The sequence below is a fragment of the Maridesulfovibrio salexigens DSM 2638 genome (assembly GCF_000023445.1).
Classification (GTDB): Bacteria; Desulfobacterota; Desulfovibrionia; order Desulfovibrionales; family Desulfovibrionaceae; genus Maridesulfovibrio; species Maridesulfovibrio salexigens.
On sequence record NC_012881.1, the window covers coordinates 3,338,073 to 3,356,619 of the forward strand.

The following is an 18,547-nucleotide window of genomic DNA, read 5'->3' on the forward strand; positions in this document are numbered from 1 at the left end:
ACTTTACCCTTTATTTTTGGTGGTGGCGCAGCTAATGCGTCGCGGTTGGTTACGTTCAAAAAACAGGTAACAAATATAAATTTCATAGAACCGCGACAGTGAGAACTGATCGCGGTTTTTTTATGCCTGCACAGCACTGTCGTAGAAAAAATTCAGGAGAGAAAAATGACTGACAACGCAACTATCAATGCAGACGGCTTTTTTGGTGAATACGGCGGACAGTATGTTCCCGAACAGCTTCTTCCTATCCTGAACGAGCTGGCGGAAACATATGAAAAATTTAGAAAAGATCCTGAATTCATCAGAGAATTTCAGTACTATCTGGCAAAATACTCCGGCCGCCCCACTCCCCTCTATCTCTGCTCCAACCTCACCGAAGAACTCGGCGGTGCTAAGATCTATCTCAAGCGCGAAGACCTCAACCATCTCGGCGCCCACAAAGTAAACAACACCATCGGCCAGATCCTGCTGGCAAAACGTATGGGTAAGAAAAAAATCATCGCTGAAACCGGAGCCGGACAGCACGGTGTAGCTACTGCCGCAACCTGCGCGCTCATGGGTATGAAATGTACCATCGTCATGGGCGAAGTGGACATGGAACGCCAGAAACTGAACGTTTTCCGTATGCGTATGATGGGTGCGGATGTTGTTGCTGCAAAATCCGGACAGAAGACTCTCAAAGAAGCAGTAGACGAAGCGCTTGCCGCATGGATCGGTGATGCTGAAAACACTTTTTACCTGCTCGGTTCCGCGGTTGGACCCCACCCCTACCCGATGATGGTCCGCGACTTCCAGTCCGTGATCAGTAAAGAAGCCAAACAGCAGTGCCTTGAAGACGAAGGCCGTCTGCCTGATTACTGCATCGCCTGTGTGGGCGGCGGTTCCAACGCCATCGGCATGTTCGCAGAATTCATTGCAGATGAATCCGTCAAACTCATCGGTGTAGAACCTTCAGGACGCGGCCTTGAGCCGGGAGACCATGCAGCCACCCTTTGTCTTGGTGAACCTGGCGTAATGCACGGCTTCAACTCCTACATGCTCAAGGATGAAAAAGGCGAACCTGCTCCGGTCTACTCCATCTCCGCAGGTCTCGACTACCCCAGCGTAGGACCCGAGCATTCCCATCTTAAGGACCTCGGCCGCGCTGAATACGTCCATGCATCCGACAAGGAAGCCACTGATGCATTCTTCAAGCTCTCCCAGACTGAAGGTATCATCCCCGCACTCGAGTCCTCTCACGCGCTGGCCTACGCTCTCAAGCTGGCACCGCAGCTCGACAAGGACAAAATCATCATCGTCAACCTTTCCGGTCGCGGTGACAAAGACGTTGCCCAGATCGAAGACATGATCAGCAATGGCGAACTTACTTTGCCTTAAAATGTATGCCTCCGGCGGCCCTTCGTGGACCAAAGAAACTTTTTGAAAAAAGTTTTTCTGAACTCTTCAAAAACTTTCATTAGGGCTCCGCCGCTTTGCATTTTAAATTTGCCATAGATAAAGGCCGTAATATCTTTTGAGATGTTACGGCCTTCTTATTTTAAAATAATTTTAACGTATTACATGCGAAGCTTATTAAAAAAATTTTGAATTCTTGCACTAGCCCTTAGGCAAGAAGCTTTGCTTCGAGTCTTAGGGATAGCGACAGTGGAACAAACCCTTTTGGAAAAGGGTTTAAGACCCCCGGTAGGCTCCCCGAAGGGCTTACATTTGGCCATTCAACTTCTCACCTGAAAGCCATTTGGCGTAAGTTCCTTCAAAATCGGTAAGGATCTGAGACATCATAGGCATGAATGATCCAATGCCGCCCTCAATACCGAATCCTGCAAGGTAGGCTTGCTGCCCGGTAAAGACCAGATCCTTCTGGACCATGATCAACGCATTCTGCGAAACCGTGACTTTATTTTTCGTGTTGAAACTTTTTTTGCAGGCCTCAAGATCATTTGAAATCCAGTTACGGCAAAGGATGGGCCGCACTTCATAAATAGAGCATTGGTTGTCTTTTAAAAACGGACAGGGCTGAAAATAGTCTTGGGCAAATTCTTTAAGCTGACCGGGAACGAAATCACCGGCAGCGGCCAGACACCCCTCGCTCAACGTGACAAAATCATCTTCAGAACACTCAGCCGCCAGGTGGAGAGCGATACGAAACGCTTCTTGCGGGGTTACTGTGATGTGGGAGGAGCAACAGTAAGAACATCCGGCTGTACAGGCTACTTTGAATTCAGGGTCCAGACTCTGGACCTGCCCCAGCATGGCACTGAAATTTGCACCGAACAGGTTAAGCCCTTTTTCAGCCAGTAAAACAGGAAACTGCGGCATTTCGGGAGTAATACTTGCGCAATCAGCGCACACCGCCATGCTCATATCCCGCAACAACTTAATCATTTCCGGGTGATCTTCAAAAAAAGGATAAGTATGAGCAAGACCGCTATCGATGATTTCATCCAGACTGTTTTTCATTCTTCTCTCCTGAAGAAAATACTCGGTTACGGCTCGCGAGCAATATCCCCGAAATATTGTGCCAGAGGCTGAACAAAGCCCCGGGCAAAGCACTCGCAATACCAAAATATTTAGTCGCCAAGGCTACTCCAAGACCGGAATTCTGCATCCCCACTTCAATAGCGATGGTAACGCTTTCGCGGTGACTGAATCCGGACAGCCTGCCGACACCGTACCCGGCCCCCAGTCCACCCGCATTGTGCAGGATAACCGCAACGAAAACAAGAAGCGGAAAAGAAGCCAGCATATCATGGTTTAAACCGATAATGCAGGCGATCAACATGGAGATTACAATGATTGAGATGGAAGGGAAAATATGCAGCAATGGATCAAGTCTGCTGCGTAAAAATCTGCGTAAAATCAGACCATCCACAAGCGGAAAAATGACAATCCAAAATACGGATTTAACCATAGGCAGAAATGGAATTTCAATCTGCTGGTTAAGGATGACATAGATAATCAGCGGGGTCAGGAGCGGCGCTAGACAAGTGGAAACAAGAGTCATGGTAACCGAAAGAGCCACATTAGCCTTCGCCAGATGCGCAATTACATTTGATGCCGTACCGCCGGGACAGGCGCCGACCACTATCATTCCAATCAAAGCTTCCTGCGGCAATCCAAATTGAGCTGAAAGCCCCACCGCCAGAGCAGGCATGACCGTATACTGCAGCAGAACACCGAGGCCTACCGCTTTATAGTTTCTAATCGCCGCAGCAAAATCACTGAAGTCAAGAGTCAGTCCCATACCAAACATGATTATGCCCAGACTGAGGGCAATATGGGGCTTAAGCCATGTAAATAAAGCCGGCTCCAGAAAAGCAACACAGCTCAAAACAACTGCCAGCAAAAGAAAATGTCTTTCTATAGAGCGACATAAAATACCAATCATCCTTACTCCTGCGAATGCCTAATTGAAAACTTTACGTTGCTGTAGAGCATAATGACCCACCCCGCAAGCAAGTACATGCATACCTCTTGAATATGATTCTATTTTTGATATATAATAAGATAAAAACCTTTAGCTTTATTTAGTTAGCCATGAATTTGTACAAATCGACACAATTTCATTTTTTACACAGCAATGATCCGGAATGTGTATCGAAACTGCTGCCTTATCTTAGAATGTATGGCAACAGGTGTATGTCCTACTCGACAACACAGCCGGGGTTGAAGCATGCCCTGATCAAATCCATCGGCTACATTTCATGGCTGGAGGTAAAAAAATTCCTGCATGGCAAAAGCGCAGTTGTTCTGTCTGATCCTGTAACCGGCCCGGACCACCAATTACTTCTTATAAAAAAACTTGAAGAACATCTGGGACAGATAACGCTGGTACAAATTAGTAAAACTTTAGCTGAAACACTTTTTAATGAAGGATATAGCGTTTACCAGATTGGTGTGGAAACCGAACTGGACATACAGTCATTTTCATTGAGCGGAAAGCGCAAAAGTTCACTCCGACAGTGGAACAACAAAGGACGAAAGTCCGGCCTTACAGTAGAAGAAAAGAGACTTTCAGAAGTAAATCGACAGGAAATCAACAGACTATGTCAGGACTGGCTTAACAACAAAGGAAGAAAGGAATTTTCGTTTCTGACGCGCCCTCTGCCTGAAAGCAATGAAGAGGGAGTCCGTTTTTTCTGGGCCAGAATAAACGGAAAACTGCTGGCTCTTGCCGGATTTGACCCCATATACTCTGAAGGAGAAATTATCGGTTATTACCATAACTTCGACAGGTTATGTTCAGAGGCGGTGAACGGAACTTCTGCCTTCACTCTTCTTCAGGCTATGGAAAAATTTCGTTCAGAAGGCAAAAAATTCATTAGCCTTGGACTTTCACCGTTATCCGGTATGGAACAGGGATACACCCTTTCAGGACCTTTGCAAAAGCTTGCAGGGCTTTTCTATGAATTCGGTGAAAAAGTTTATCCGTTCAAAGGGAATGACAGGCACAAATCTAAATTCTGCGGCAGAAGACAGAAAGTATATGTAGCGAGTAATGCAGGCTGGTTCAATACCATGATGGCAGCAACAACTGCGTGCGGACTGGAGCTGTAACGAACGAAAACAGATTTAATCAGCTAACCTGTAGCTTCAATTCATCAAGGTAAAAACGGTATTTCTTTACTAACGGTTTAAGAGCATCTTCCAATCCCAGCTTGGAAACATCCTGAATTGCCGTTCCCAGACGGGAAAGCGGATCAAGACAAAAATTGGCAGCTGCACCTTTCAGGCTATGCCCAAGCCTTCCAACTTCTTTCAAATCTCCAGCCTCAAGGCTGCTTTCCATCTGCTGCAACTCGTCAAACTGATGGACTACAAAATGCGGGATCAATTCTCTAAGATCATCATTGATGATAAACAAGTCTTGTCCTGCGTTCTCTCCAGAAATCATTTTTTACTCCAGAATAATATCTTCAGGTAGATCACCTTTAGCGGCAACAGCCGAGACAGTGGATCTAATGGTATCCCATTTTACCGGTTTGGAAATGAATCCGTCACATCCTGCCTGTGCCGAATCCGTCCGGTTGGAACTGTATGCTCTGGCGGCAATAGCTACAATTATAGATTTTTGCCTTTCGCTGTTTAATTCAACTTCACGCATGCGCTTTACGGCTGAGATTCCATCCATCACAGGAAGCTCCAAATCCATAAAGACCAGATCGTAGCTATTGTCTTTAAAAAGTTCCAAAGCCTGCAACCCGTCTACTGCAACAGTTATGTCCGCACCGGTATCAAGGATGAAAAGTTCCAAAATTTTACGGTGGTTATCATTATCTTCCACCAGCAAAATATTGAGCCCCTTTCCGGCTCTATGCCTATCCTTGGAAGAATCCCCCACAGAAGCAAGGCAGCGGATCAGATCAGCATCAAAAACAGGCTTGATCAAGGTATAATCCGCTCCGACAAGTCTGGCATTCTGTCGCTCTTCTTCTGTACATCCGGCAGAGAACATCACTGCCACGCGACTGGGAAGCCCCCCTTTCTGCTGTGCTTTTGAAAGGAAGTCAACCCCCGTAATGTCTGGCATATCACTATCGACAAACAGTAGGTCGTAAGCATTATCGGAGGCTGCCGCAGCCACCAGATAGTCAAGTCCCTCGGGACCGTTGGAGGCCATAACCGCATCGATTCCGAAGGATTGCAGCCTTCTGGCGAGAACCTCGCGTACAGTATAATTATCATCAACAAGCAATACGCGCGTACCGGAAAAATCAGCTACGCTGCGCAATGGCTCGTATAAGGACTTTTTAAAAGGAATAGAAAAATAAAAAATACTTCCTTTACCGCTTTCACTCTCAAAACGAATTTCGCCATCCATGAGAACCGCCAGACGTGAAGCTGCTGCCAGCCCCAATCCAACTCCGCCGTACTCCCGGGAAGCTAAACCGTCAGCCTGAACGAAACCTTCAAAAAGGCTTTCACGCTGACCTTCGGGGATTCCAATCCCGGTATCACGCACAGTAAAAAGCAAACGTTCAAAGTCTTCACCAGACTCTTCAGCACTCAGGCAAACCTCAACCTCACCACTTGAGGTATACTTAACGGCATTGGAAACAATGTTCATCAGAACCTGACGAACACGAACCGGATCACCTACCACCTGTGCAGGGACCCCCTGTGCCACGTCACAAATAACTTCAATATCTCGTGCATGCGCGGAATGGGCCACGCTTTTACATACACTCTGTACGTCCTGAGAAGGATCAAATGGCACGGGAACCAATTCAATCTGACCGGATTCAATCTGCACAAAGTCAAGAATATCATTGATAATCTTGAGCAGCAGTTCTCCTGAACCCCTGAAAATTTCGACATACCCCATCTGTTCAGGATCAAGTTCAGTGCCAAGCAACAAATCCCCCATACCGAGTATGGCATTCATGGGAGTCCTGATCTCATGACTTATCATTGCTAAAAACTGGCTCTTAAACTGACTGGCTTTTTCAGATTTATCCTTCGATTTCTCCAATTCGCGAACGGTAAAGGAAAGATTCTCAAGAGCAGCATTCAAATCCTTTTCTGCTCTGCGCCGAATTTCAACTTCATCCTTAAGTTTATGATTAACTTTACTGATAGCTGCAGTACGCTCACTTACCTTTTGATCTAATTCAGATTGGATTTGGACAAGCTTAGAATTAAGATGCTCAAGAGAGCTGCTGAGGCTTCCTATCTCATCATCCCTGTCCCCACCTTCAAAAACAACCATTTCGCCTTGTTCAGCAAGCTTTGCCTGCTCCGAAAGCCTGATCACTGGAGAAATAACAGTCCTGCCTATAAATAACCGCAGACACGCGCCTCCAATCAATGCAACACCAAAAAGCAAAGGAAGGATATAAGTTAGAATAAAAGAGAAATTTTGCGCATGACTGTTATCCCAAATCCCAACACGAACATGACCTAAATATTCGCCATCTTTCAGAATCCTTTTTTCTACATAAAAGACATTGCCAGCTTTTTTTCCGTCATTCGTTTCCTGAAACTGACTGATCACAGCCCCGGACTGACCGAATACGGCACACGAAACAACATCCTCACCAGAGCAGACATTCTGTACCAATTCTTCAAGCTCATAATTCTGAAAGTTCAGGATTGCCTCGCTGCTTGAAAAAGCAACCAGAGAAGCCACTGCACGTCCCTTGGACTCAATGGAATTTATAATTTCTGCATGATATAATTCACTAAAAACATAACCAAGCGGCAACAGGATTGCTGCCAGCAACCCCACCAGTCCCAAGGTAATCCTACGCTTTATCCTGAAAAAAATAGCCATCAAAAAATATCCCGCTTTACTGAGCTGAAGGTTCCACCTTGATTTTACCTGAAATAAGATCCTTCCTCAAAACATCAAGCAGACGAAGAACTTCACTAGAAATCAGATGCTTACTATATTTCATTTCAGTCAAACCAACACCGCCGTCAGCAAGGCCATATGCTTTACGCCCCGGTGTAAAGTTCCCATCCATAACTGCAAGACATTCCTTGTATACGGCCACATCAAGCCTCTTCATCATACTGGTCAGGACCGTTCCTTTGGCAAGATGATCCTGATCAGAATCAACACCCACAACCAGATTACCGGTCTCGCGTCCGGCCTGAATTATGCCGTTACCTGAAAGGCCCGCAACAGCATAAATGATATCTGCCCCCGCCCCGTACATCTTCAAAGCAAGTGCATTAGCCTGCTGCGGATCTTCAAAACCTTTCTCGGCATTTCCCCTGCGAACGAACTTAACATCAACTTCAACATCCTTGCCGGAAAGTTCCACACCCCGGCTAAACCCTTTTAAAAAGTCCTTGATTACGGGCAGCTCATTTCCACCGATAAATCCTATTTTACCGGTTTTTGTCTGCCAAGCGCATAATGCTCCGACCAGACAGGAACCTGAAGCATGAGCGTAATCAATTGAAATAACATTTGAATACCCATCAACATTGGAATCATTGAAAATGAAAACAACCTTGGGATGATCAAGGGCTATTTCCCCGAAGCGGTTTCCTGCAGGCATACTGTTAACTACTACAATCCCAGCACCTTCGCCGATTGTTGATCTAATAGCATGCGCAACCGAATCTACAGTAAAACCTCCCCTACGGACGACCAGATCAACATGTCTGTCTTTTTGAAGCCGCCGCAAACCTGAAGCAACCATCTCGTTGAAAGAGTTGTCATTGATGGTATCGCCGGAAGCGACAAAACCGATTTTCATAGTTTCAGCACGGCAAATAGAACTATTTCCCAAACAGGAAATAAGTATAAGCAGGAATAAAACCATTCCAATATATACTTTTGCCCTACTCATAAAAACTACCTAGCAATCAAACGTCATCACTATCATCCGGATCAAGCAGTCCTCCAAGATCGGCTCCCAAAACGCGTCCGGGCCACTTGTAAAAGCAGTAACCGTGCTCTTCTACAAACTTCCTGATCTTCTGCTGTCCTCCCCGGGCGAAAGGCAATGAAGCAAAACCGATATGCTCCTTTGTAACCTCAATATCCCCGAACAAATACATCAGGTTGAATGGTACAGCCTTCTCAGGATGTATCTCGGCAGGAACAACCAGATGCATAGCCTGCGAGTTGCTCCCCCTGAAAACATTTATCTTTCCGGTCAATTCCTTGCGTTCTTCAACTTCATCCTTGAAAAAAGGTTCAATCAAACGTTTCAGTGTTCCATCCACCTTGGCAACAGCCAGCCCGTAGTTGGTGATAGGAACCTGCTGTCGGTCACAATCCCTGATCCTCCTAAGCATGTCAGCTCTCTCAGCCATACAGGCACCGCAATGAACGACAAGCTTGTATTCAGCAAGATCAATAGGCAGACCGCACCCGGTCTTGGATTCAAAAATAATATTTCGGTTTGTGTATCCGGCAATCCTTGCGGGAATCATTTCCTTGCCGAGATCCTCAGCTTTAGGGTGATGAGGGCAGGCTTCAACGATAAGAACCTTATCCCCATCCTGAAGGTTATCAATGGCATTAGCACCCTGAACAAGCTGCTCCAGATTACCCTTATGACGAGCAAAAAGAATCGGAAAAGTGGTCAGAGACACATCACGCGGAATCAGGTCCATGACTTTCTTGATGGGCTCGGAATCAGCAATAACAAGAGCCGGACGCCGCTTGTGGCCGGAGATTGTCTGATAAAGCTCCCCTTCCTTAACGATAACCGCGATCCCCCCGGCATCAAGGATTTCGCGCAGCACCTGCGATTTGGGAAGTCCAAGTCTGCCTTTAGGCGAAACCGGATCTTCAGAAACAACGCAGACAACAAAATCACCCCGGCCCATAAGGTCTCTGGCCAGCACAGGGTCGAGCATATTCTCTTCCGGAGCAAGAGCCATAATGGACTTTTTGAGCCGTTCAATACCCCGACCGTCAACAGTAGAAGTGGCAACAAAACGGACTCCGCGAGAACCGCAGAATTCCATATCTGCAAGACTGGGTCTTCGTATATCCGCCTTATTAAAAACCATAACGCAGGGAATACCGCGATCACGCAATAAATTGGTCAATTCCCTTTCTTCATCAAGGATACCAGAATCATCGGTAACGATAACCGCTACATCAACACTATATAATGCATCTTTGATGGCCCGGGCCCGGTCATCGCCGGGAACATGTGCATCAGTATCATAAATGGTCACCGGACCCAGCGGGTGAATCTCCGCTCTTGTAAGGGGATACATTTCATCTTCACTGGCCACAGGGCTGACTTCATCGCTCTCAATCCCTGAAAGAGCTCTTATTATTGAAGATTTACCAACATTACTTCTTCCGGCAATGGCAATAGCAAGCTTGGAACCGCTTTCAATTTCAGCAGTCATTCTTCGACCTCCGGTTCATATCTCAGTCAATCAAAATCATAATTCGAAATTCAGTATTATTAGTTACCCAAGAAATAGCACTTTATACAAAACATTTCATCCCAATTATCCACACTTATTTTATGGAAAAATATGTGCCAGTACAAAAAAAATGCGGGACCCCTTAAGGACCCCGCAAAATCTTATCCGCACCCGTAAGGGTACGGTATTACTTTTTCTGATTATTGGCAATTTTCTTCCAAGAGTCACGCAAGGTGACAGTCCGGTTGAATACCGGTTTCTCAGAAGTATAGTCCGTGTCAGCACAGAAGTAGCCGATCCTTTCAAACTGGCAACGGAATCCGGGCTCCACATTTGCAAGGGAAGGCTCCACGTAAGCAGTCCGAACTTCAAGGGAATCAGCATTGATATGATCCTTGAAGTCGGAACCGTCTTTGTTGTCCATGGGGTTCTCTTTGGTAAAGAGATGATCGTAAAGACGGACTTCAGCCTCAATAGCATGGTCCACGGAAACCCAATGAATGGTACCCTTGACCTTACGTCCATCATTGGACCAGCCACCACGGGTATCAGGATCATAAGTACAACGGAGCTCAACAACTTCGCCGTTCTCATCTTTAATAACATCAGTACAGGTCACATAATATGCTGCACGCAGACGTACCTCGCGGCCAACTGAAAGCCTGAAGAACTTCTTGGGAGCGTCTTCCATAAAATCATCACGCTCAATGTACAGAGTCTTGGAAAAAGGAATTTTACGGCTTCCGGCGGACTCGTCTTCAGGGTTGTTCTGTACTTCGAATTCCTCAACCTGGCCTTCGGGGTAGTTATCAATAACCAGCTTGATGGGATTAACTACACCCATTACCCGATTGGAGTGGGCATTAAGATCTTCACGCACAGAGAACTCAAGCAGAGCGAAATCTACCATGTTGGCAGCTTTTGCCACACCGATGCGTTCACAAAAATTACGAATGGAAGCCGGAGAATAACCACGTCTTCTCATGCCGGAAATTGTCGGCATGCGAGGATCATCCCAACCGGTAACGTGCCCTTCTTCAACCAGCTGAATAAGGCGGCGCTTACTCATTACAGTATAGCTGAGGTTAAGCCTTGCAAATTCAATCTGCTGCGGACGGTAAACCCCGAGATTCTCAAGGGTCCAGTCATAAAGTGCACGGTTGTTTTCAAACTCAAGGGTGCAGATGGAATGGGTAATCTTCTCCAGTGAATCGGAAATACAGTGGGTGAAATCGTACATAGGATAAATGCACCACTTATCACCGGTACGGTGGTGGTGAGCTTTCCTGATGCGATAGATGGTGGGATCACGCAGGATCACATTGGGAGAAGCCATATCGATCTTGGCGCGAAGAACGTGTTCACCATCTTCAAACTCACCGTTTTTCATACGCTCAAAAAGATCAAGGTTCTCTTCAATGGAGCGGTCACGGTAAGGACTATTCTTACCCGGCTCAGTCAGGGTACCGCGATATTCACGAATTTGCTCTGCGCTGAGGCTATCCACATAAGCCTTACCTTCCTTAATCAACTGGACGGCAAAGCCATAAAGTTTATCAAAATAGTCAGAGGAATAGTGCAGTCTGTCTTCCCAATCGAATCCAAGCCAGCGGACATCCTTCTCAATGGATTCCACATATTCAGTGTCTTCCTTGACCGGGTTGGTATCGTCAAAACGCAGGTTGCATGTGCCTTTGTAATCCTTGGCAAGCCCGAAGTTCAGGCAGATGGATTTGGCATGGCCGATATGCAGGTAACCGTTAGGTTCGGGAGGAAAACGAGTAGCCACCCTTCCTTCGTATTTTCCTGTTTCATTATCTTTATCAATAATCGCGGTAATAAAGTTCTTACCTACATTGGACTCGGTTTTATTATCTGACATTTATCTATAATCCTTGATTTTTATCTTTCAGCTGCCCGGATCAAGTTTCAGCAGGCAAGCATTATTCACTAAGAATCCCATCTAAATACGAGAATTTATGTCTACGGTCAAATACCAAGGGAGGTAGAGCAAGCCTGAGTCTTCTCATTTGCTGCAAAGTATCCATATTCAGGATGCCCCAATCAGAAAAATAATGTCAAAATACTGAAAGCACTCTTAAAAAAATTGTTCATGATCTTTTTTTCTGTTAAGGTACTCAAAGCGCAATTGCATTGGAATAATTCATGACTTAAAACATGAAAGACAGGTATGGTCGGAATTACAGGGGAGTTTTCTTCCGGTCTGCCGCGAAAACATATATGCCAACTTTTTTTAAGGAGTCGCTATAATGAATGTAGAATTGGCTAAACCTTTTATCAAGGCCACCTCGGACATCCTGACAATGATGGCCATGATTACGCCTACAGCGGGTAAACCGTTTGTAAAAAAAGGGAATGTCGCCAACGGAGATGTAACGGGCATAGTCGGCTTTACAGGATCAGTAAACGGAAGCATCTCAATTACTTTTGAAAAGGCCTGCGCCGCTCAGATTGTAAAGAACATGCTCGGAGACGACATTCAGGACATCATTCAGGATGTAAAAGATGCTGTCGGTGAAATCACCAACATGGTTTCAGGACAGGCAAGAGCAGGACTGACTGAAATGGGGTACAAACTTCAGGGTTCAACCCCCACTGTAATTATGGGTGACAACCATACCATTGCCCACGTTACAGCCGGACCGGTAATGGCCATACCATTCACCACCGACCACGGTAAATTCACCATCGAATTCGGCTTCGATTAAAAATTTCAGCCCGGAAGAAAATCTTCCGGGCTTCTTAATTTCTGAATCTGAACTTTCTACTCGTCTGACGATCCTTCCAAAGTCAACTGTACCTTGACCTGATTACGACCAGCCTCTTTAGCTGCATACAAACCGATATCCGCAGCCTTGAGTAATTGTTCCAATGTCTTTGTATGTTCACTGTAAGTTGCAACACCGATGCTCACGGTAATATTCAAACTTCCGGAACGGGTATTCATTTTAGTTGTTTCAATCTCCGCCCGAAGTCTCTCTGCAACCAGAGTTGCCCCATCAAGTCCGGTATCTGGCAGAAGGATAGAGAATTCCTCCCCGCCGATCCTTCCGAACACATCAATATTACGTAAAATTTTAAGCCCTGTTTTTGAGAGCCCCTTCAAGACATCGTCACCGGCATCATGCCCATACATATCATTGACCGTCTTGAAATAATCAATATCCATCATCAACAAGGAAAGATCACGACCGTATCTGCGGGTTCGCTCCAAAGCATCCTCTGCGCTTTCCATGAAAAAACGACGGTTGCTGAGTCCGGTCAGGGAATCCGTAGTTGCCAGCTTACGCAACTTATCTTCTGCTTCCTTACGCTCGGTGACATCCCTGAAGGTTCCTACCACCCACCACTGATCATCCTTACGTAAAGGAGACAGCAAAACTTCTGCCGGGAAAACATCCCCACCTTTACGGCGGACGTTCACGGTAAAAGAGCCGTAACTTGAGAGCAGGCCATCAATATAATTATCAGTGTTACCTAAATTTTCCGGCAATAAATTATCTTCTGCATGAAAACAGCATTGTAGACTTTCCCCGAGCATTTCATCTGCCCTATACCCGAAAATTTTCTCCGCAGCAGGATTCCAAAAATGAACCAAACCTTTCTCATCCATCAGCACTAAAGCATCCTGAACAGAATCACTTATACTCTGAAGCATGTCTTCACGATCCTGCAAGTCCTGCAAGGCCTTTTTCTGAGCACTGATATCAGATGTAGCCCCGCGGAACCCGGTGACAACACCTTCTGCATCAAAAACCGGAACTCCGTTAAATTCGAGCCAGATCTTACGTCCGTCGCGATTTACAAACCTAAAGACTAAGCCATTGAAACTGTTACCGAACTGAGCAGCGTCCAAAAACTCCTTACGCACATCCCACGAGTATTCCTCATCCACAAAATCAAAGGGGGAACGCCCGATGAGTTCTTCCGCACTATAACCGAGAACGTCTTCAGCCCTACCGGTCACGAATACAAAACTTCCGTCAGGCCCGGTCTCCCAGATAAATTCACCAGCCGCATCAGCCACATCCATGAATATCTTTTCACTGTCCTCAAGAGCCAGACGAATTTCCTCGCTGGCAACAGTTACAGCGGATTGTCTCCAGAACAGATAACCAAGCATAATAACGAGAAATGCCAACAGAATGAACATAATATTTCGGCGCGGGACTACCAAGGACTCATTAGGAACCCGTGAAATAACCTTCCACCCCTCACTGAAAACAACATCCTGCCGTAAAACATAATGAAAAGAGTTACTACTCAACGAATCAAAGGTATATAAGCCGTCGGCCCCGGCAAACTGTCCGTCATTCTTATTTTTTATTTCACTCCAGACTTCAGGAAATCCCTGTTCCAGAAGACCTTCCTTGGGTTTGAAAAGAAACTTCCAACTATAAGTTTCGTCCGGACCGACAATCCATCCACCGTCATCATTTACAAGAAACAAATCGCCAAACGATTCAACTCCAGCTTCATTGAAAATTTTAAAAAGTATGTCTCCCGAAAAATTAATGACCAGAAATCCAGAGTTCATTCCACCTGCATAAACTTTTTTCACAATCCTGATTACAGGTGTATAGGGAATGACCACCTTCCCGAATTCCATATTCAAGTCAAAGCTTGAAATATAAACCTCGTCTTTAAGTTTTGCTGCTTCCTTAATATATGAACGTTCACTTTTATCCTGAAGATAATTTCCAGCTACCCGGACCGGCCTCCCGGCATCAATATTGATCCTCACCAGCTCCATCCCTTCAGGAGAAAAGTAACGAAGTTGAACACATCCCTTACAGCGCGAACCAAATATGGAGAACAGTTCCGCAATGTTTTCACGCTGAGCATACGGATCGCCCGGACCTGTCAACTGCTCTTCTACCAGACCGGCAAGAATCGCAGTATATTCGATGTCGGATTCGAGCCATGAATTAAAAGCAGAAATATTGCTTTTAACCAAATCAACTTCATGGTTTTCCACAATCTTATGGTATTGGGTCCGCTGAGTAAGCAAAGCCCACGCTGAAACGGCAAGAATAAGCACAGCGACGACTGAGAACCGCTTGATGAAATATAGAAAAACGCTACTTGTTGTTTTTGTTTTCATAAAAATTGGCATCCCGGGCGGAAGTTCATTGCGAGCATAGCACAAAACAATCAGATCTTTCAGTATTCAAAATACACCGCTACAGTAACATATTACATTATTTCGGTATCACGTTCAACGTAATTGGCGAAACTACGAATTCTCTGGGCGGTGCGCACCGAAATGCCGAACCTTTCAGCCACTTGCGCCGGAGTTGCGCCACGTTCATAGGCCTTGATAATGCGTTCCCGCAGCTTAAGCTTCTGCAATTCATCCAGATCAGGGACCGAGACTCTTGTTCCTCCCCAGCAATACATCAATCGCTCCGCAGCTTCCCTTCCCAGCACATTAATCAAACCTTCAGCTGACATAGCACGCCTCCCTTCAATATCAGGAAACATCACCGCACCTGAAACTTTGTCCCCTCCCATTTGTATCCCCTCTTTACTTTTAAAATTCACTACAAAATGAACAATGACGGGACACACCTATTACCAAATAATCCTCTTTGCAAGCCATTTCGTAAATTTATAATACCAATTGGTAAACAGCGACAAAAAAAATAAACTTATTAAGGACAAATTATTCAAAAAAATATACCAATATTACAAGGAGGAAACATGGGTTTCTACAATGATTTAGTCGAAGGGTTGCGAAACATGATTGGTCAGAATCGCAAGTACGCCAACCCGACACAAATGGCCAAGGCATGCGGCGTAGCTCCCAACCAGATAATCCGCTACATCAAAAAAGAGCGAGGCAAACACATTCAAGTACTGGCGAGAGTTCTTGATGAAGTAGGCGCACGTATTGTTTTCCCGGAAGACAAATCCCCAAATAATGACAATTTCCTTACCCCCCAAAAAGCACTGGCCCGTGCAAACCGGGACGGCGAAAAATTGAAAGTGGATAGTGAGACTCAAGGAAAGCTGGCATTCAACCTAGATTGGATGGCAGAAAAAGGAGATCCGGACTCCATGAAACTGCTGACGGTTACCGGAAATGCAATGGCTCCGCGCATTGAAGACGGCAACCAAGTTCTGGTTGACGAATCACAAAAAGATTTTTTTGAGGGACGCATCTATGCTGTGCGTATTGATGAAGAAATTCTGGTTCGAAGAGTAGCAAGGGAGCCGGGAAAAATCTTGCTTATTTCTGAAAACCAGGAAATTTCTCCCGGCCCCATTGTCCTTGAAAGCAACAATCCGGCACATAATTGGGCCCCCATAGGCAGGGTTGTTTTTGTAGCGAAGGATCTTCTTTAAAGCCTCGATTTCATGATTTTCAAAAAAAAAGCCATCACGCTGTTGACAGTTTTTAATAATGACTTACTTTCATTCAATCCCTGCGGCGGGATTCTTTTTCCTACTAAATCATGAGAAGTCGCAGCGATCCACAGGCCATGAGCCTGAAAGCAAAAAATAGTATCGAAATATTGGAGGAAAACTGATGAAACTTAAGCCGTTAGCAGACCGCGTACTGGTCAGACGCCTTGAAGTGGAAGAAAAAACCGTTGGCGGAATCATTATCCCCGACTCTGCAAAAGAAAAACCCCTCAAGGGTGAAGTTATCGCAGCTGGCCCCGGCAAGCTTGATGACAATGGCTCCAGAGTAGCTCTGGGCGTAAAAGAAGGCGACGCTGTTCTTTTCGCTAAATACGCTGGAACTGAAATCAGCATCGAAGGTGTAGATCATCTGATCATGCGTGAAGACGACATCCTCGCTGTTGTCGAATAATCAGGCTGCTCCAGCAATCGAACATACGAACAGCCCAAGGGCTGCATAATTGAATACATTTCTTTATTTTAAGGAGATAACACCAAATGGCTAAACAGATTCTTTTCGACGCCAAAGCTCGTGAAAAACTGAAACTCGGCGTAGACAAGCTCGCCAATGCTGTAAAAGTAACCCTCGGACCCAAAGGCCGTAACGTTGTTATGGACAAATCCTTCGGCTCCCCGGTCATCACCAAAGACGGTGTTTCCGTAGCTAAGGAAATCGAACTGGAAGACAAGTTCGAAAACATGGGCGCACAGATGGTTAAGGAAGTTGCTTCCAAAACCTCCGACATCGCAGGTGATGGTACCACTACTGCTACCATCCTTGCTCAGGCTGTTTTCACCGAAGGTGTTAAACTCGTTGCAGCCGGCCGTAACCCCATGGCTATCAAGCGCGGTATCGATAAAGCTGTTGAAGCAATCATCGATCACCTCGAAACCCTTGCAAAGCCCACCCGCGACCAGAAAGAAATCGCTCAGGTCGGTACCATCTCCGCAAACAACGATGTAACCATTGGTAACATCATTGCCGAAGCCATGAACAAGGTCGGCAAAGAAGGCGTTATCACCGTTGAAGAAGCAAAAGGCCTCGACACCACTCTTGATGTTGTTGAAGGTATGCAGTTCGACCGCGGTTACCTCTCCCCCTATTTCGTATCCAACGCAGAAAAAATGATCTGCGAAATGGATGAGCCCCTGATCCTGATCAGCGAAAAGAAAGTAACCAGCATGAAAGAACTCCTGCCCGTTCTCGAGCAGGTTGCTAAAATGGGCAAGCCCCTGGTTATCATCGCTGAAGACATCGAAGGTGAAGCTCTGGCTACCCTCGTAGTTAACAAACTGCGCGGCACCCTCAATGTTGTTGCTGTTAAGGCTCCCGGTTTCGGTGATCGCCGCAAAGCAATGCTCGCAGACATCGCAGCCCTCACCGGCGGAGCAGTTGTTTCCGACGACATCGGTCTCAACCTCGAAGCTGTTACCCTTGATCACCTCGGTTCCGCAAAACGCGTTGTAATCGACAAGGAAAACACCACCATCGTAGACGGTGCAGGCGAAGGCGAAATGATCAAAGCCCGTATCGGCCAGATCCGCAACGAAATCGAACTCTCCACTTCCGACTACGACCGTGAAAAACTTCAGGAACGCCTCGCCAAGATCGTTGGCGGTGTAGCAGTTATCAACGTTGGTGCTGCAACTGAAACTGAAATGAAAGAAAAGAAAGCACGCGTGGAAGATGCACTCAACGCTACCCGCGCTGCTGTTGAAGAAGGTATCGTTCCCGGTGGTGGTACTGCACTTATCCGCTGCATCCCTGCTCTGGAAAACGTAACCTCCTCCGACGATGACGAATCCGCAGGTATCGACATCATCCGTCGCGCTATCGAAGAGCCTCTCCGCCAGATCGCTGGCAACGCAGGCCTCGAAGGTTCCATCGTTGTTGAGAAAGTAAAAGAAGCAAAAGACGGTAACGGTTTCAACGCTGCTATCGGCGAATACGAAGACCTGATCAAGGCCGGTGTTATCGACCCCAAAAAAGTTACCCGTATCGCTATCCAGAACGCAGCTTCCGTTGCAGGCCTCCTGCTGACCACCGAATGCGCTATCGCTGAAAAGCCTGAAAAGGCTGCAGACATGCCTGCTGGTATGCCCGGCGGTATGCCCGGCATGGGCGGCATGGGTGGCATGGGCGGTATGGGTGGCATGGGCGGCATGTACTAAGCCAGCCTTTCCATCCGGCTCACAAAGCCAATTAAAAATCCCCGGCAACCACATCGGTTGCCGGGGATTTTCGTTTTGCTCTCTTTTTAGGAGGTAA

At 46.2% G+C, this 18,547-nt stretch carries 15 protein-coding genes; 6 read left to right on the forward strand and 9 right to left on the reverse strand.

All coding sequences use genetic code 11. From position 1 onward, the window contains the following. The first annotated feature begins 165 nt into the window (after positions 1–165). A complete protein-coding gene (gene trpB, locus DESAL_RS15240) occupies positions 166–1,377 on the forward strand; it encodes a tryptophan synthase subunit beta (RefSeq protein WP_015852878.1) in 1,212 nt (403 codons plus the stop codon). Between the two features lie 324 nt (positions 1,378–1,701). Here the strand turns inward: trpB and DESAL_RS15245 are convergent, their stop codons facing one another. Further along, complete coding sequence (locus DESAL_RS15245) at positions 1,702–2,460, reverse strand: YkgJ family cysteine cluster protein (protein ID WP_015852879.1); 759 nt, start codon at positions 2,458–2,460, stop codon at positions 1,702–1,704. Continuing rightward, positions 2,441–3,388 carry a bile acid:sodium symporter family protein gene (locus DESAL_RS15250; protein ID WP_015852880.1) on the reverse strand — a complete coding sequence of 316 codons (948 nt, stop codon included), beginning with the start codon at positions 3,386–3,388 and terminating at the stop codon, positions 2,441–2,443. The genes DESAL_RS15245 and DESAL_RS15250 overlap by 20 nt, the downstream gene beginning before the upstream one ends. A 251-nt stretch (positions 3,389–3,639) precedes the next feature. Between DESAL_RS15250 and DESAL_RS15255 the strand changes: the two genes are divergently transcribed. Next, the gene (locus DESAL_RS15255; protein ID WP_197528756.1) at positions 3,640–4,557 is read left to right on the forward strand and encodes a DUF2156 domain-containing protein; all 918 of its coding nucleotides are present in this window, start codon (positions 3,640–3,642) and stop codon (positions 4,555–4,557) included. Positions 4,558–4,576: 19 nt separating this feature from the next. Here DESAL_RS15255 and DESAL_RS15260 read toward each other — a convergent pair whose 3' ends face one another. The 5 genes from DESAL_RS15260 to DESAL_RS15280 form a co-directional block, all read right to left on the reverse strand. Further along, positions 4,577–4,894: an Hpt domain-containing protein gene (locus tag DESAL_RS15260; RefSeq protein WP_015852882.1), complete on the reverse strand. Its 318-nt coding sequence runs from the start codon at positions 4,892–4,894 to the stop codon at positions 4,577–4,579. 3 nt (positions 4,895–4,897) lie between these two features. Then, positions 4,898–7,273 (reverse strand): response regulator, encoded by a 2,376-nt coding sequence (locus DESAL_RS15265; RefSeq protein ID WP_015852883.1) that lies wholly within the window; start codon positions 7,271–7,273, stop codon positions 4,898–4,900. Positions 7,274–7,289: 16 nt separating this feature from the next. After that, complete coding sequence (locus tag DESAL_RS15270) at positions 7,290–8,303, reverse strand: BMP family lipoprotein (protein WP_015852884.1); 1,014 nt, start codon at positions 8,301–8,303, stop codon at positions 7,290–7,292. A gap of 16 nt (positions 8,304–8,319) precedes the next feature. Continuing rightward, positions 8,320–9,828: a [FeFe] hydrogenase H-cluster maturation GTPase HydF gene (gene hydF, locus DESAL_RS15275; RefSeq protein WP_015852885.1), complete on the reverse strand. Its 1,509-nt coding sequence runs from the start codon at positions 9,826–9,828 to the stop codon at positions 8,320–8,322. A gap of 208 nt (positions 9,829–10,036) precedes the next feature. Next, entirely contained in the window at positions 10,037–11,731 is a 1,695-nt protein-coding gene (locus DESAL_RS15280) for a glutamine--tRNA ligase/YqeY domain fusion protein (RefSeq protein ID WP_015852886.1), read from the reverse strand. A 388-nt stretch (positions 11,732–12,119) separates the two neighbouring features. On the opposite strand from DESAL_RS15280, the gene DESAL_RS15285 reads away from it, so the two are divergent. Then, a complete protein-coding gene (locus DESAL_RS15285) occupies positions 12,120–12,578 on the forward strand; it encodes a chemotaxis protein CheX (protein ID WP_015852887.1) in 459 nt (152 codons plus the stop codon). A 56-nt stretch (positions 12,579–12,634) separates the two neighbouring features. Here the strand turns inward: DESAL_RS15285 and DESAL_RS15290 are convergent, their stop codons facing one another. After that, on the reverse strand, positions 12,635–14,974 hold the full coding sequence (locus tag DESAL_RS15290; RefSeq protein ID WP_015852888.1) for a sensor domain-containing diguanylate cyclase: 2,340 nt from the start codon (positions 14,972–14,974) through the stop codon (positions 12,635–12,637). A gap of 92 nt (positions 14,975–15,066) precedes the next feature. Next, positions 15,067–15,384: a helix-turn-helix domain-containing protein gene (locus DESAL_RS15295; RefSeq protein WP_015852889.1), complete on the reverse strand. Its 318-nt coding sequence runs from the start codon at positions 15,382–15,384 to the stop codon at positions 15,067–15,069. 189 nt (positions 15,385–15,573) lie between these two features. Here DESAL_RS15295 and DESAL_RS15300 point away from each other — a divergent pair, with 189 nt between their 5' ends. From DESAL_RS15300 to groL, 3 genes are all read left to right on the forward strand, one after another. Next, positions 15,574–16,218: a S24 family peptidase gene (locus DESAL_RS15300; protein WP_015852890.1), complete on the forward strand. Its 645-nt coding sequence runs from the start codon at positions 15,574–15,576 to the stop codon at positions 16,216–16,218. 184 nt (positions 16,219–16,402) lie between these two features. Continuing rightward, positions 16,403–16,690, forward strand: coding sequence for a co-chaperone GroES (groES, locus tag DESAL_RS15305; RefSeq protein WP_015852891.1), 288 nt, complete (start codon positions 16,403–16,405; stop codon positions 16,688–16,690). An 86-nt stretch (positions 16,691–16,776) separates the two neighbouring features. Continuing rightward, positions 16,777–18,450, forward strand: coding sequence for a chaperonin GroEL (gene groL, locus DESAL_RS15310; RefSeq protein ID WP_015852892.1), 1,674 nt, complete (start codon positions 16,777–16,779; stop codon positions 18,448–18,450). Positions 18,451–18,547: the final 97 nt, after the last annotated feature.